The 15,284-nt window shown below is 71.1% G+C and carries 10 protein-coding genes; 6 read left to right on the top strand and 4 right to left on the bottom strand.

Annotated elements, in window-relative coordinates:
* Window positions 1-122 precede the first annotated feature (122 nt).
* From ACIQBL_RS11125 to ACIQBL_RS11115, 3 genes are all read left to right on the top strand, one after another.
* A complete protein-coding gene (locus tag ACIQBL_RS11125; RefSeq protein ID WP_401939459.1) occupies window positions 123-1,556 on the top strand; it encodes a sugar porter family MFS transporter in 1,434 nt (477 codons plus the stop codon).
* Window positions 1,553-1,879: a WhiB family transcriptional regulator gene (locus ACIQBL_RS11120; RefSeq protein WP_401939457.1), complete on the top strand. Its 327-nt coding sequence runs from the start codon at window positions 1,553-1,555 to the stop codon at window positions 1,877-1,879. Before ACIQBL_RS11125 ends, ACIQBL_RS11120 begins: the two co-directional genes overlap by 4 nt.
* A gap of 65 nt (window positions 1,880-1,944) precedes the next feature.
* Window positions 1,945-4,749, top strand: a complete 2,805-nt coding sequence (locus tag ACIQBL_RS11115) for an ATP-binding protein (protein WP_401939454.1) — start codon at window positions 1,945-1,947, stop codon at window positions 4,747-4,749.
* Between the two features lie 49 nt (window positions 4,750-4,798).
* On the opposite strand, the gene ACIQBL_RS11110 is transcribed toward ACIQBL_RS11115, so the two are convergent.
* From ACIQBL_RS11110 to ACIQBL_RS11095, 4 genes are all read right to left on the bottom strand, one after another.
* Window positions 4,799-7,561 (bottom strand): LuxR C-terminal-related transcriptional regulator, encoded by a 2,763-nt coding sequence (locus tag ACIQBL_RS11110; protein ID WP_401939452.1) that lies wholly within the window; start codon window positions 7,559-7,561, stop codon window positions 4,799-4,801.
* 86 nt (window positions 7,562-7,647) lie between these two features.
* Window positions 7,648-8,421, bottom strand: a complete 774-nt coding sequence (locus ACIQBL_RS11105; RefSeq protein ID WP_401939450.1) for a sigma-70 family RNA polymerase sigma factor — start codon at window positions 8,419-8,421, stop codon at window positions 7,648-7,650.
* A gap of 350 nt (window positions 8,422-8,771) precedes the next feature.
* Window positions 8,772-10,703, bottom strand: a complete 1,932-nt coding sequence (locus ACIQBL_RS11100; protein WP_401939448.1) for a right-handed parallel beta-helix repeat-containing protein — start codon at window positions 10,701-10,703, stop codon at window positions 8,772-8,774.
* Between the two features lie 197 nt (window positions 10,704-10,900).
* The gene (locus tag ACIQBL_RS11095) at window positions 10,901-11,704 is read right to left on the bottom strand and encodes a FadR/GntR family transcriptional regulator (RefSeq protein WP_401939446.1); all 804 of its coding nucleotides are present in this window, start codon (window positions 11,702-11,704) and stop codon (window positions 10,901-10,903) included.
* An 82-nt stretch (window positions 11,705-11,786) separates the two neighbouring features.
* On the opposite strand from ACIQBL_RS11095, the gene ACIQBL_RS11090 reads away from it, so the two are divergent.
* The 3 genes from ACIQBL_RS11090 (at window position 11,787) to ACIQBL_RS11080 (ending at window position 15,277) form a co-directional block, all read left to right on the top strand.
* Window positions 11,787-12,902: an enolase C-terminal domain-like protein gene (locus tag ACIQBL_RS11090; RefSeq protein WP_401939444.1), complete on the top strand. Its 1,116-nt coding sequence runs from the start codon at window positions 11,787-11,789 to the stop codon at window positions 12,900-12,902.
* Window positions 12,903-12,970: 68 nt separating this feature from the next.
* The gene (locus tag ACIQBL_RS11085) at window positions 12,971-14,350 is read left to right on the top strand and encodes an ABC transporter substrate-binding protein (protein WP_401939441.1); all 1,380 of its coding nucleotides are present in this window, start codon (window positions 12,971-12,973) and stop codon (window positions 14,348-14,350) included.
* 9 nt (window positions 14,351-14,359) lie between these two features.
* A complete protein-coding gene (locus ACIQBL_RS11080) occupies window positions 14,360-15,277 on the top strand; it encodes a carbohydrate ABC transporter permease (protein ID WP_401939438.1) in 918 nt (305 codons plus the stop codon).
* Window positions 15,278-15,284 lie beyond the last annotated feature (7 nt).

Genomic DNA, 15,284 nt, shown 5'->3' with positions numbered 1-15,284 from the left:
GTCCGGGCGCCGGCGCAGTCGTCATTCCGATCCACGTCCGCCACGACCGGTGGGTGGACCCGCCCGGCCGGGAGTCCCCACCCGCACGTCCGCGCACCCGGTCCTGAGAAGGAGCCTTGTCCATGACCGCGAACGCCTCTTCCAGGGGGCCGGCCCACTCAAGGGCCGCGCTCACTCCGACCAACCTCCGCCGTATCACGGCCATCTCGGCCGCCGCCTCGATCGGCGGCTTCCTGTTCGGCTACGACAGCGCCGTCATCAACGGTGCCGTCACCGGAATCCAGCACCGGTTCGATGTCACCTCCAGCGAGACGGGCACCATCGTTGCCTCCGCGCTGCTCGGTTCCGCCTTCGGAGCGGCCGTCGCCGGGCGCCTCGCCGACCGCATCGGCCGTCCCCGTGTGATGCACCTCGCCGCCGTCCTCTTCGCGATCAGCGCGCTCGGCTCGTCCATGCCCTTCTCCGCCTGGGACCTGGGAGCGTGGCGCGTCATCGGCGGGACGGCGATCGGCCTCGCGTCGCTGATCGGTCCCACCTACATCGCCGAGGTCGCACCGCCCGACCACCGCGGTCGGCTGGCCTCCTTCCAGCAGGCGGCCATCGTGCTCGGCATCACCGCCTCCCAACTCGTCAACTGGGGCATCGCCCAAGGGGCCGGCGGCAGGAGCGAGAACCAGCTCGGTGCCCTGCACGCCTGGCAGTGGATGCTCATGGCCGCCGTCGTACCGGCGCTCGCCTACCTGTTCCTCACCCTGCGCATCCCGGAGTCGCCGCACTACCTCGTCGCCACGGGCCGTGAGGTCCAGGCCCTCGCCGTAGTGCGCGACCTGCAGGGCACGTACGCCGGCGCCGAGGACCGGATCGCCGAGATCCAGCACGCGCTCAAGACCGACCACAAGCCGCGGGTACGCGATCTGCTGGACGGCCGCTTCGGGCTGCTGCCGATCGTGTGGGTCGGCATCGGTCTGGCCGTCTTCCAGCAACTCGTCGGCATCAACGTCATCTTCTACTACTCGTCGCTGCTGTGGCAGTCGGTGGGCATCGACCAGGCCAACTCCCTGCTGATCAGCCTTTCTACGTCCATCGTCAACATCGTCGGAACCGTCGTGGCGATGCTGCTGATCGACCGGGTCCGCCGCAAACCGCTCGCGCTGACCGGCTCGGCCGGCATGGCCGTGTCGCTGGCCTTCGCCGCCTGGGCGTTCTCGTACAAGACGGGCAGTGGCGGCGATCTGTCCATTCCGGACACGCAGGGCACCGTGGCGCTGGTCGCCGCCCACTCCTTCGTCTTCTTCTTCGCGGTCTCCTGGGGTGTCGTGCTCTGGGTGATGGTCGGCGAGATGTTCCCGCTGCGCATCCGCGCCGCCGCGATGTCGGTGGCGACCGCCGCCAACTGGATCGCCAACTGGGCCGTCACCGAGAGCTTCCCGCGCATGGCGGACTGGAACCTGTCGTCCACCTACGCCGTCTACGCGGGCTTCGCCGTGCTCTCCTTCGTCTTCGTCGCGCTCCGGGTGCGCGAGACCAACGGCAGGAAACTGGAGGAGATGGGATGACGACGTCGCGCACTGCTCTGCTGAACAACCGTGCCCTGCCGGCCCGTTCGGCGGCGGGCTGGTGGTCGGCCGCGTCCTGCCGAGGCGCCGACATCGACACCTTCTTCCCCTCTCCGGGAGACCTGGCGACCGTCCAGCGGGCGCTGACGATCTGCGATCGGTGCCCGGTGCGGATCTCGTGCCGCCGCTACGCGCTCGACCACCGGGAACGGCACGGGATCTGGGGCGGCCTGACCGAGGAGACACGCGAGACGCTCCTGCGCATCGGGCCGCCGTCGCGCCTTCGGACCCCGCCGGAGAGCCGGGGCGCGAGCGGAGGTTAAGTCGTCCTACCGATGGTGCACGAGCGACGAGGGTGTAATGGGCCGAGGCTAGGATGTCGTGCGATGTGACCCCCTGCACGGAGGAAGCCGCACATGCTCAGCCCAGCAGCCGGGGCCCTCCCGAGGCCGAACGCGGTACCCGCGCGATGATCGGCCGGGACGACGAGCTGCGCGTCCTGCGCGGGCTGCTGGCGGACGCGGCGGACGGACGCGGCGGTGCGCTGTTGATCCACGGCACCGCCGGCGTCGGCAAGTCCGCGCTGCTGCGCACCATCGGCGTCGAGGGCGCCGAGGACGGTTTCAAGGTGCTGAGCGCGGCCGGGGTGGAGACCGAGCTGTGGCTGCCGTTCGCGGCCCTGCAACTGCTGCTGCGACCGGCGGCCGACGGCATCGGGAAGCTGCCCTCCCCGCACCGGACGGCGCTGGTCGACGCGTTCAGTGCGACGCAGACCGAACCCCACATCTTCCGGGTCGCGCTCGCCGTACTCGAACTGCTCGCCGACGAGGCCGACCGGCAGCCGCTCCTCCTCCTCGTCGACGATCTGCAGTGGATCGACGCGTCGAGCCGGGACGTCCTCAGGTTCGTCGCCCGGCGCACCCGCGACCTCCCCGTACTGATCATCACGGCCTCGCGGCTCCACGCCCCCGACTCCTACGACACGGGCGCGCAGCCGGATCTCCCGCTGCGACCGCTCGCCGGGCCGGCCGCCGCCGAACTGCTCGACGCGGGCGCGCCGGACCTCCTGGCGTCGACACGGGCCCTCATCCTGGAGCGCGCCGAGGGCAACCCGCTGGCCCTGGTCGAACTGCCCAAGGCGGTGCAGGACACGGCCCCGCAGCTGGACGATCTGCCACTGACCCAGCGGCTGGAGGACGCGTTCGCCGCGCGCACGGACTCCGTGAGCCCGGAGTGCCGCACCCTTCTGCTGGCCCTGGCCGCCGAGCCCAACGCACCCCTGAACCGCCTGCTGGACGTGGCGAGCCGGCTGCGGGACACGGTGGTCTCCGTGGACGCCGTACAGGAGTCGGTGGACGCCGGTCTGGCCAGTCTGGTCGGCCGTACCCTCCAGTTCCGGCATCCGCTGATGCGCTCGGCGATCTACACCCGTGCCACTGTCACGGACCGGCTGGCCACCCACCGCGCCATCGCCGCGGCCATGGCCGACACCCCCCAGCACCAGCTCCTCCACCTGGCCGCCGCGACGCTCGGCCCGGACGAGGAACTCGCCGCCCGGCTGGAACGTTTCGCCGGCACGGCACTGGCCCGCGGCAAGGTGGCGTCGGCCGTCCCGGCCCTCCGCCAGGCGGCCGAGCTGGTCCAGGACCCGCGCCGTAGAACCGAAATCCTGGTCCGGGCGGCGGAGTCGGCCAGCGAGATCAACGACCGGGTCCACACCCAGTTGTTGCTGGGCCGGGCCGACATGAGCGAACTCGGCCCGGTGGAGCGGGCCCGCCTCATGGTCGTGTCCGACAAGGCGGCGTTCGAACCCGACGACCCGCACCGCCGGATCGAGGACATGGTGACGACGGCGGCCGGTGCGTTCGACACCGGAGACGTACAGGTCGCCGAGAACCTGCTGTGGCGGGCCGCCGCCCGATGCTTCTTCCAGGACGGTGACGCACGTGTGCGCACGCTGGCCGCGGCCGAACTGGACCGCTGGAATCCCGACCCGGACGCTCCTGTCGTCCTGACGGTACGGGCGTACACCGAACCGTACCGGCACGGCGCCGAGGTGATCGCACGGCTCGACGCCCTCCGGCCGGACCACCAGGACGGCCGGATCCTGCATTTCCTCGGCAGCGGCGCGATGGTCCTGGGCGATGTCACCCGCGCCGCCCGGTACCTGTCGCTGGCGGCCTCGGTGTGGCGCTCGCAGGGCAGGCTCGGGCTGCTCGCCCGCTCACTGGCCGGCAGCTGGCCAAGGGTGTACCTCGGTCAGCTCGACCGGGCCCGCGAGGAGTCCGGCGAAGGACTGGCCCTGGCCGAGGAGACCGGGGAATGGATCGTCTGGCTGGGCATGAAGGCGACCGGGAGCCTGGTGGCGGCCCTGCGCGGAGAGACCGAGGACGCGGCGCGGATGCTGGGCGAACTGCGCGGGCACCGGCTGTTCCCCGGCATGCCGTTCGCCGCCGTGATGGCGCAGCAGGTCGAGGGCCTGCTCGCCCTCTTCGACGGCCGTACCACCGAGGCGTACGACGTTCTCGCGCGCGCGTTCGACCCCGCTGACCCGCACTACCACTCGGTCAGCCGCTGGCTGCTCGCCCCGGATCTGGCGGACGCCGCGGTGGCCGCGGGCACCGTGCGGCAGGCCCGGGAACTCCTGGACGGACTGGCCGAGTCGGCCTCCCGGCTGCCCTCGGAAATGATGGTGGTGGCCCAGGCCTACACGGAAGCGGTGCTCGCGCCGGACGACACGGCGGAGGAGCGCTGCACGGCGGCGCTGGCCGCGCTGCCCGCCGGCTGGGTCCTCGCCCGGGCCCGACTGCAACTGCACCACGGCCGCCGGCTGCGCCGGCAACGGCGCTACGTCGACGCCCGGAACCCGCTGCGCGGCGCCCGCGACGAGTTCGACCGGATCGGCGCGCGGCCGTGGGCCGAGATGGCCCGCGAACAGCTGCGCGCCGCCGGTGAGTCGAGCGGCCGGCGGCATGCCAACACCAGCGACCGGCTGTCGGCCCAGGAGATGCAGATCGCGGTGCTGGCGTCACAGGGGCTGAGCAACCGGGAGATCGGTCAGCGCCTGTTCATCTCGCACCGCACCGTCGGAGCCCATCTGTACCGCATCTATCCCCGCCTGGGCATCACCAGCCGCGGCAAGCTCGCCGCGGCGCTCTCCGCACTCCAGGACGGACACCCGTCGGCCGACTGATCGACTCACCGGCTGCCGGCACCGTCCTCGGCGGCGGAACTCCCGACCGTCAGGCTCGGGCCAGCGCGGTGCGGAGCTTGTTCCGCGACTTGACGTCGAGCTTGGTGAACACCTTGTGCAGGTGCCATTCCACCGTGCGAGGGCTGATGAACAGCTCGGCGCCGATCTCGGAGTTGGTCATTCCGTCGGCGGCCAGTCGGGCGATCTGGGCTTCCTGCGCGGTGAGGGCCTCACGCACGTCGACCGCGTGCTGCCGTACCGACTCGCCGGTGGCCAGGAGTTCGCGACGGGCGCGCTCGGCGAAGGCGTTCGCTCCGAAGCCGTGCAGCATGTCGTAGGCGGTGCGCAGTTGCTCGCGGGCGTCGACGCGCCGGTTCTCGCGGCGGAGCCACTCGCCGTACACCAGGTGGGTGCGCGCGAGGTGGACGGCGGCCCGGCTCCGCGAGAGGCGCTCGACGGCCTCGCGGTACAGCAGGTCGGCGGCCCGGCCGTGGGCGAGCAGTGCTCTCGACCGGGCCAGAGCGCCGAGGGCCCAGTCCGTGCCGGCGGCGAGGGCTTGTTCCTCCAGCCGGTGCAGGGCCGCCTCGGCCGCCTCGAGAGCATCACTGCGGGCACCCGCCTCGACCAGTTCGAAGAGGGTGAACCCGAAACCCGCCAGTTCCTCGTGCTCCCATGCCCGTTCGGCCCTTGCCAGGGCTTCCTGGTAGCGGCCCAGGCCGTTGTACAGCACCGCGATCACGTAGTTGCTCAGCCCGATCGCCCGCCCCTCGCCCCAGGTCGTCGCGTCCCGGACCCTGCCGTCCGTCCACTCCGCCACCAGGACGTCGTCGCCGCGCCAGACCTGGAGGAACGCTGTGGCGTACCCGAGGGGCGAGTTGCCGGTCACCTCCGTCATGGTGTCGGACTCGTCGATCAACGCCGAGGCGAGGTCGAACTCCCCGGCATGCACATGCTGGATGGCGCGGTAACAGAGCGCCAGGGGAAGGAAATTGAGCGCGCCGGTCTCGCGAGCCGTCCGGACCGCGCACGTCGTCAGTTCCTGGCATGTCTCGTCGTCCCACATGTCACTGGCGACCAGCCACGTCAGCCAGAGCCAGCGCATGACGTCGTCCTCGCCCCGTTCGGCGGCCTGCCGGAACGCCCGCAGCGCTACCTTCAACGCCGGCGCACCCTGGACGTAGCCTTCGGTGAACCGGGTCGCCAGACCGTCGAGAAGGAGGTCCGTCAGCCGTGGCGGGTGCGGGGCGGGCGGTGCGGTGCGGGCGGCCTCGGCCACCTCCCGCAGTCCGGTACGGCCACTGAGACGTCCGGCGACGGCCGCTGCTCCGATGGCTTCGAGGTACGCCTCGCGCGCCTGTCCGTCGTCGATCCCCTCCAGCCGACCGGCCGCGTCGAGCAGCAACGGCAGAGCTTCACCGCCGCGCCTGCGCGCGAAGGAGATCTGGGCGCGCAGCAGGACCAGCCGGGCCTGCTGGACCTCGTTCAGCGGGCCCAGCTCCGTGGCGGCGAGGAGTTCCAGCGCGGCGTCGGGGGCTCCTGCCTCGAAGGACGCCCGCGCGGCGGCAGCCGCCCGGGTACCGCGCCTGACCGGGTCGGGTGTCAGCTCGGTCGCACGTCTCAGGAACGCGGCCGCCGCCGCGACACCGCCGCGGGCCTGGGCCCGGTCGGCCGAGCGCTCCAGCTCGCCCGCCAGGGCCTCGTCGGGTTCGACCGCCGCGTGGGCGCGATGCCAGGCCCGGCGATCCGAGTCGAACTCGGGATCGGTCGCCTCGGCCAGCGCGCGGTGCACGTCCCGGCGTACCTCGGGGTCGGCCGCGCGATTGGCCGCCGAGCGCACCAGCGGATGACGAAACCGCACCCGCGCGCCGAACTCGATCAGCCCCGCCGCCTCGGCCGCCCCCGCGGCGTCCGCCCCGATGTCGAGCCGCTCGGCCACTCGCCGCAGCAAGGGCACGTCCCCCATCGGCTCGGCTGCCGCCGCCAGCAGGAGCCGTTGCGCCGCGTCAGGGAGCGAAACGATTCGGCGCAGGAAACTCTGCTCGATCTGACTCGCCAGCGGCCGGGCGTCCGGACGCCCGAACCCGCCGGCCAGCTCCGCCGCGGTCAACCCCCGTGTCAGTTCCAGCAGAGCCAGGGGGTTGCCACGGGTCTCGGCGACGATCCGGTCCCGGACCCGCTCGTCCAGCCGGCCGGGTGCCACCGAGTCCAGAAGGGCGCGGGCGTCGTCGTCGCGCAGACCCCGGATCACGAGCTCCCGCAGCGCCCCCCACGGGTCGTCAGCCGGAACGGGCGTCGAGGTACGCACCGCGAACACCAACGCCACCCGCTCCGCGAGCAGCCGGCGCGCGACGAAGGCCAGTGTCTGCGCGGAGACCCGGTCGAGCCACTGGGCGTCGTCCACCACGCAGACGAGCGGCTGCTCCTCCGCCACCTCGGCGAGCAGGCTGAGCACCGCGAGCCCGACCATGAAACGGTCCGGCGCGCTCCCCGCCCTGAGACCGAACGCGATGGCCAGGGCGTCATGCTGGGGGCCGGGAAGACGATCGAGCTGTCCCAGCATCGGCATGCACAGCTGGTGCAGTCCGGCGAACGCCAGTTCCATCTCGGACTCGATGCCGGCAACCCGCAGGATCTGGCACCCCGGCGCGTTCCCCGCCAGGTAGTCCATCAGCGCGGACTTGCCGACCCCGGGCTCGCCGCGCAGCACCAGCACCTGGCTCTGACCCACCTTCGCGCTGGCCACCACCTGGTCCAGCGCCCAGCACTCGCCACGCCGGCCACGCAGCCCGCGCCGAGGAGCGCTGCTCGACATCCACCACCACCGCGCAGGTCAAAGGAGCCAGACCCTGAGGAACTCGGGCCGTCCCCATCATGCACCACGTGCGCGCGGCCGGACGATCAAGCGGACCGCCGCCGCGGAGCCCGGTCGAGGCCTCGTGAACTGCTGGTGGCGGAATGGTCACCAGGGGCGATCATCGGGGCTGCGGCAGGGTGTGAAGCCCCCTGGAGCAGGTCGATGAGGTGCGCCATGTCGCCGGCGCGCGCCGCGTCGAGGAAGGCCTTGAGCAGCCCGTCCCGCTCCGCCGAATCGACCGGGTTGTACCGATGTTCGGTGAGACGCCTGCGTGCCCGGACCGCCAGTTGCCGCGCGTTGACCTCGCTGAGATCGAGCATGTCGCCGATTTCACTGAACGGATATGCGAACGCCTCGCGCAGTACGTACACGGCACGTTCGACGGGGGACAGCCGTTCCATCAGGAGCCGGACCGCGTGTGCGAGGGCCTCGCCGCGTTCGGCCTCGCCCGCGGGATCGACGGCTGCGGGATCTCGTTCCGGACTCCATCCGCCTACACTGACCTCGCGACGAGCGCGGGCCGAGGTCGCCGTGTTGAGCGCGACCCGGGTGGTGACGGCCACGAGGAACGCGACCCGATCCCGCACCTGTGCCCGGTCCGCGCCCTGCCAGCGGACCCATACGTCCTGAACGACGTCCTCGGCGTCGACGGCGCGGCCCAGCCTCCGGTAGGCGATCCCGAACAGCAGGGACCGGACGCTCTCGAAGTCCGCAGCCGTCTCGTGCCCCGCGCGGACAGCGGTCGTTGTCGTGTTCCCGGTGGTACCCGCGCTCGACGAGCCCGGCTTCGGAATGACGTCGATGCTGGACAGGCCCATGACGATCTTCCCCGCTCCTGGTGCGCTGGGTCGCCGGGGCCGGCTCATCGTGTGCCGGGGCCCGGCTCGGTGACCCAGCCACCGTCGTACGGAGCGGGTACCGGGCGCGCCCGTGGAATCCCCGGTGTACCCCCGGGTGGAGCGCGATGGTCAGGTCGAGGGGGACGCCGGTGCGGGCACCGTCGAACTCGGCCGTCCCCGAGCTGTGCCAGGGACGGCGGGACCACTGCGGAACGGGACATGAGGGCAGGGCCGCCGATCGTGGGATCGGCGGCCCTGATTCCGGGATTCCGAAGCGCTCAAGGCGTCGACGGTAGGTGATCGAGTGAACGAGTGCCCAGCCGTCCGGGTCACTCGGGCCGGACGCCCGCCTCCTCCATGACCCGCTCGGCGGCGCTGGGCCAGTTGTCGTCGGTGACGACGACGGTGCCGGTCACCGTGTTGCCGCGCACCCCGGCACGGAGGCTGATGGAGCCGTTGCTGGTCCAGTTGTCCGTCACCGTGAGCGCGCCCGTGTTGTTGGTGGCGTTGGAGTTCTCGTGGTCCCAGTCGCCGGTGTCGCGGAAGACGTTGTTGACGTCCGAGTAGTCGCGTGATCCTTCGTCGTGGTAGATGCCGTAGTGGCCGTTGTTGTCGGCGCAGTAGTTGCGGTCGATGAGGGTGCCCGGCGCGGCGGAGAGGGTGTAGATGCACGCCCCGTCGTCCATGGTCCGCATCACGTCGTGGATGTGGTTGCCGGTCACCCGGACGTTCTTCAACGTGGTGGGGGTGGTGTACACGGGCTGGAAGTCGTACAGGCCGCGGTTGACGTAGTCCTGGCTGCCGCCCGGGTCGTTGGTGCCCCAGCCGTAGCCGATCGCGATGCCGGTGTAGGGCATGTCGTAGATCTCGTTGTGGGAGACGGTGGTGTCGGTGGCGTAGGTCACCAGCACGGCCGTCATGTCGCGGTAGTCCAGCGCGAGGTCGTGCATCACGTTGTCGCTGATGGTGATGTTCCGGTTGGTCATGCGGGGGTCACCGGGGTGGTGGGCGTCGGCCTGGATGCCGCCGACCACGACACCGCCGCCCGCGTCCTGGGTGAAGACGTTCCCGGTCACGCTGATGGTGTCGGCGCCGAGCCCGACCCCCGTGGCGTGCGCGTTGGCGTCGTTGCCGATACCGAGGGCGACCTGGCCGAGCTGGGTGAACCGGTTGCCGGTGAAGCTGATGTGGGAGGCGGCCGACACCTGGACGGCGGCCGGCATCTGGTGCCAGTGGGGGCGGGTCGCCTCGAACTGCCGGCAGCCGTACTGGCAGGAGTTCAGCGCGTCGGAGGGACGCTCCCAGTCGCCGTAGACGAACGCGCCGGTCTGCTGGTCGGCGTACCCCTGGCCGGTGGACGGCTGGAGCCAGCTGGTGTGCGAGAACTGCAGGCCCGAGAAGGTGATGTGGGTCGCGGGGGAGCGGTAGGTGCCGCCGACGGAGAGGAGCGACTCCAGGCGCGGCATCTCCACGTCGGCGGTGGACATGTTCTGGCCGGCGAGGGGCTTGTAGTACAGCGTTCCGGTACGGGTGTTGAGGTACCACTCGCCCGCCGAGTCGAGGAACTCGTAGGCGTTCTCGATGTACAGCGGTCCCTGCCGGAAGGGGTTGCCGATGGTGTCGTACCCGAAGGTGTTGTTGTTCCAGGCCGGCTGCCTCATGGTGATGACGCCGTCGCTGATGCCCGCCACCGGCGAGTAGCGGTTGGTGAAGGAGCCGAGGGCGTCGATCTCGGTACGGCCGGGATCGGAGAGGGTGTTGAGGTACTTCAGCGCGCTGCTGGTGAAGGTGTAGCCGTTGGCGTCGGAGGTCAGGTCGGCGCGGTTGAGCTGGGTACGGGCGCGGGTGGCCTGGACGCCGTCGACGTACAGCTGGCGGATGTCGAAACCGGTGCCGACCCTGGCCTTCCAGATGTTCTTCGCGCGGTCCTGCAGTGTCCAGCCGGTGGCCTTCCGCGCTCCCGACAGGACGGGGTGGGCGCCCGGTTCTGCCGTCCAGACGACGGTGTGGCCGTTGGTGCCGGAGTCGGCCCGGTCGAAGGTCAGGGGCGCGGCGAGCCGGTAGACGCCGTCCGCGAGCCGGACGACGATGTCGGCCCTCATGCGTGCGTTGAGGGTGCGGACCTTCGCCTTCGCCTGCTCGATCGAGCAGGGGCGGGACGCCGAGCACGCGGTGCCGCGGCCGTCCGGCGAGACATGGAGGACCGTCGTCCTCTGCGCCGCGAAGGCGGGTGTCGCCTGGCCCAGGGCCGTGGCGGTCACGGTGGCGAGGGCCGCGACGGCTGTCAGGCAGGCTCTGCCGACCGGGCTCTGAGGCGTCACCTGGCCCTGGGACGAGGGAATTGAACGTGTGAACCGCACGTGGCACCTTCCAGTGGCCGGAACGAAACGGCGGTTACATTAGTCGTCATACGAATTGCGGCAAGAGATACCGCGCAGTAACTTCGCCCGGCCGCCCGTTACGAGCTCGACCGGCGGCCCGCCGGTGAGCGGCGGCGCTGCCAGGCGTCCTCGATGTGCGACGTCATGGCCTTCGCGGCCCCCTCGGGATCCCGGGCGAGCAGACACGCCATCAGCTGCCGGTGCTCCGCGTTCGCCAGTTCGCAGGCGCGGCTGTCGGGTGCGCCGCTGTACAGGGAGGTGGTCCGGGCCTGGGTGTGGACGCTGCGGACGATGGAGCTCGCGAGCCGGTTGCGGGACGCCTCCATGATCCGGCCGTGGAAGACGAGGTCGGTCTCGATGAAGTCGTAGGGGGCCGCGGTCTCCCCGTCCAGCCGCACGAGCAGCTCCTCGACGGCGCGGAGATCGGCCTCCGTCGCGAGGACCGCCGCCTGGGCGGCCATCTGGGACTCCAGTGCCGATCGCACGCCGACGAGCTGGTCGAGGACCACGAGTTGGTCGTCGTGCCGGAAGGTGGCGGCCAGTACGACGGGATCGAGGAGGTTCCAGTCCTCCTGCGGGGTGACGGTCGTTCCCGATCCCTGCCTCGCGCGGAGCAGCCCCTTGGCCTCCAGGGCCTTGACCGCCTCGCGGACGGTGGTGCGGCTGACCCCGAAGGTCTCGCACAGCTCGGGTTCGATGGGCAGCGTCGAGCCGGGGGGGAAGTGGCCCGCCACGATCCGGTCGGCGAGCGCCTCCACGACGGCGTGCGCGAGCCGGGCCGGCCGCCTGAGCCAGGGCTGCAGCGCGGGCGGCCCGCCCCCGCTGTCCGTGCCCGTGTCCGTCATGCCGACCGCCCCCTCCGCTCCGATGCGTGCCCGCATTCTAGCCGCACATCCCTTGACGGCATTCGTATGACGAATTATGTTTCCCAGGCATTTCGGCTTCTCTGTGAGGTGGGACACCGTGCGCATCACCGATGTTGCGAGCCATCCGATCCGGGTGCCCGCCGCCGATCCGCCGTTCGTCTGGCGGGACGGGCTTCAGGGCAGCCCGCCGGAGGGTGAGGCCGCCGTGCTGCACATCCGTACCGACGAGGGAGTCGAGGGTGTGGCGATGAGCCCGCGGCGCGGCTCCGCCGTCGTACTGGCGGATCTGCTGGACCGGGTGCTGCGCGAGGAGTTGGTGGGGCAGGATCCGCTGCGCCGCGAATGGCTCTGGCACCGGCTGTGGGAGCTGGACCGGACCGAGGAACTGCCGCTGTACCTCCTCGGCCTCGTCGACACGGCGCTGTGGGATCTGGCGGGACGCCTCGCCGACCGGCCCACCTGGGAGGTGCTGGGCGGCTACCGCACCTCCATCCCCGCGTACGCCTCCACCGTCACCTACTCCTCCGTCGCGGAGTACCTGGACATCGCCGACCAGGCGCTGGAGCTGGGCTATCAGGCCATCAAGCTGCACGCCTGGGGCGACGCGCGACGCGACGCCAAGCTGTCCACCGCGCTGCGCGAGCATGTCGGCGACGACGTCCCGCTGATGTTCGACGGCTCCGCGGGCTTCGACCTGCCCGACTCCATCCATGTCGGCAACGCCCTCGCCGACGCCGGATACCTCTGGTATGAGGAACCGATGCGCGAGTTCAGCGTCACCGCGTACCGGCGCCTTGCGGACGCGGTGCGGGTGCCCCTGCTCGTCGCCGAGACCTCCGACGGGGCCCACATGAACTCCGCCGACTTCATCCAGGCGGGCGCCGCCACCTTCGGCGTCCGTGCCTCCACCCAACTGCGGGGCGGCTTCACCGGCGCCCTGCGCACCGCCCACCTGGCCGACGCCTTCCGGCTGCGCGCCGAGGTGCACGGACCCGAGATCCCCAACCGGCACCTGTGCATGGCCATCTCCAACACCACCTACTACGAGTCCCTGGTGATGGGGAACCCCATCAGCCGGGAGAGCGGTATCGACGCCGACGGCATCGTCCACGCGCCGACCGGCCCCGGCGTCGCGCTGCCCGCCGGCCTCGACTACCCGGCCGTACTCCGGCACTTCGTCGACGCGGAGACGGCCACTCCGCCCAAGGCGTGACCCCCAGGGTCCATCGCCCCTTCCATCCCGCACGACCGTCCCGCGTCCCCGCACGAACGAGGTCAGCCATGAACAACGGTGTTCGGTACCCCTCCCGCTCGCGCTTCTCCCGGCCACGGCTCACCGCCGCCGTCGCGGCCCTCGGCGCCGGGTGTCTGCTCGCGCTCGCCGGGTGCGCCAGCGCGGATCCCACCCCCACCGGCGGCGGGGCCGCCGCGACGTTCTCCCCCGTGCCCCAGAAAGCGGGCAGCGAGATCACGGTCTGGGCGGACGCCACCCGCGTACCGGGCGTGCAGGCCTACCAGAAGGCGCACCCGGACGTGAAGATGAAGATCGTCACGTACAGCGGCGACGCCAACGGAGCCAACGACCTCCAGACCAAGGTCCAGCTCTTCGACCGGACCGGCAGCGGCTGGCCCGACGTCGCCTTCACCGCGAACGTCAACGACGGCACCTGGGCCTCCCAGGGCAAGTCCCCGTACGCGGCCGCCGTCGACAAGGGCATCATCCCGAAGAGCACCCTCAGCGGCTTCGCCGCCGGAGCCCTCGACCCGTGCGTCTTCAACGGCGACACCTACTGCGTCCGCAACGACCTGGCCCAGAACGTCCTCTGGTACGACAAGAAGCTGATGGACTCCTTCGGGTACACCGTCCCCACCACCTGGGAGGAGTACCAGGCCCTCGGCGAGAAGGTCGCCAAGGAGCACCCGGGCTATCTCGTCGGCACCGCGGGTGACTCCTACGCCCCGGAGGTCTACTTCTGGGCGAGCCAGTGCCCCGCGAGCACGGTCACCGGCGGCAAGAAGGTCACCGTGAACCTCGAAGACCCCAAGTGCACACGGATGGCCAAGCTGCTCGACGGCCTCATCGCCAAGGGCGCGGTCTCCAAGGACACCGTCTTCAGCGCCGGCTTCATCAAGAACAAGGCCGCCAAGGTGCTCATGCTCCCGGGCCCCTCCTGGTACGGACAGGTGCTGTTCAACTCGACCTTCAAGACGCCCAAGGGCCGGATCGCGGCAGCCGCCCCCCTCAAGTTCGCCGGCGGCACCACGAACTACACCGGCAACGTCGGCGGCGGCCTGTGGTTCGTCTCCTCCCACAGCGAGAACCTCAAGGCGGCCTCCGACCTGGTGACCTGGATGACCACCTCCGACGACTACCAGGCCACCGCCGGCACCTACCCCGCCTACAAGACGGCCGCCACCGCCTGGCTCGCCAACCAGACCACCACCGGCTACTTCGCCGGTGACATCGGCCCCGTCTTCCAGCAGGCCGCCGAGCGGGTGTGGCCGGGCTGGTCCGCCACGCAGTACAGCCAGGAGGCGATCTACGCCTCGACCGTCGTCCCCGCCCTCAACTCCGGGAAGTCGCTCACCGGCACACTCGGCGAGTGGCAGACCGCCATCACCGACAAGGCCAAGTCCCTCGGCTACACCGTCGGGCGGTGAGGTGATCCCATGACCGCCCCCTCCGCCCTCCCCGCCGTCCGGCCCAAGCGCGGCGACCGCAGCGCCCGCAACCCGCTCGGCCGCGCCGGATACCTCTTCGTCTCCGGCTATGTCGTCCTGCTGCTCGCCTTCGGGGTGCTGCCCACCGGATACGCCCTGTGGCTGGCACTGTCCAACTCCCGCGGCCAGTACGTCGGCCTGGGCAACTTCACCCGTACCTTCGCCGACTACCGCTTCGGCCCGGCCTTCACCCACATCGGCCTGTATCTGCTCGTCTGGCTGACGGTGCTGATGCTCCTGGTCGTGCTGCTCGCGTTGATGCTGCACGGCCGGATGCGCCGGACCGCTTCCGCCCTGCGGTTCCTCTTCTATCTGCCGGGCGCCCTCGCCGGGGTGGCGAGCGTGCTGCTGTGGCTCATCCTGCTCGACCCGGCCTCCAGCCCGGCCGGAGGGCTGCTGGACGCGCTCGGCTGGCACAGCCTCGCCCAGGTCATCGCGCCCGGCCATCTGCCGGTGCTCTTCACGGTCATCGCCTTCTGGACCGGCGCCGGCGGCTGGATCGTGATCATGTACGGGGCGCTCAACAACATCCCGGACGAGATCCTGGAGGCGGCCCGGATCGACGGCGCGAACACCCTGCAGATCGCGCTGCGCATCCAGATCCCGATGCTCACCAAGTGGATCGCCTACATGCTGATCCTCGCCTTCGCGGCGGGCACCCAGCTGTTCGTCGAACCGCAACTGGTGTCCACCGCCAGCTGGGGCATGATCCCCGACAGCTGGTCCCCCAACCAGCTCTCGTACCAATACGCCTTCCAGGCGGGCGACTTCAACGGCGCCGCGGCGCTCTCCGTCGACCTGCTCCTCCTCGGGCTCGGCTGCGCGGCACTCGTCGTCTTCCGCGCCGGGCTGTTCGACCGGGACTGAAAGGCCG

The sequence above is a fragment of the Streptomyces sp. NPDC088350 genome, from assembly GCF_044753545.1.
In the GTDB taxonomy this organism is placed as follows: Bacteria; Actinomycetota; Actinomycetes; order Streptomycetales; family Streptomycetaceae; genus Streptomyces.
This window is presented reverse-complemented; position numbering and strand designations above follow the sequence as displayed.

Coding starts and splice junctions, on each gene's coding strand:
- ACIQBL_RS11095 (WP_401939446.1), bottom strand. CDS start 11,704: ATGCGGGCACGCATCGGAGCGGAGGGGGCGGTCGGCATGACGGACACG.
- ACIQBL_RS11085 (WP_401939441.1), top strand. CDS start 12,971: ATGAACAACGGTGTTCGGTACCCCTCCCGCTCGCGCTTCTCCCGGCCA.
- ACIQBL_RS11125 (WP_401939459.1), top strand. CDS start 123: ATGACCGCGAACGCCTCTTCCAGGGGGCCGGCCCACTCAAGGGCCGCG.
- ACIQBL_RS11080 (WP_401939438.1), top strand. CDS start 14,360: ATGACCGCCCCCTCCGCCCTCCCCGCCGTCCGGCCCAAGCGCGGCGAC.
- ACIQBL_RS11105 (WP_401939450.1), bottom strand. CDS start 8,421: ATGGGCCTGTCCAGCATCGACGTCATTCCGAAGCCGGGCTCGTCGAGC.
- ACIQBL_RS11110 (WP_401939452.1), bottom strand. CDS start 7,561: ATGTCGAGCAGCGCTCCTCGGCGCGGGCTGCGTGGCCGGCGTGGCGAG.
- ACIQBL_RS11120 (WP_401939457.1), top strand. CDS start 1,553: ATGACGACGTCGCGCACTGCTCTGCTGAACAACCGTGCCCTGCCGGCC.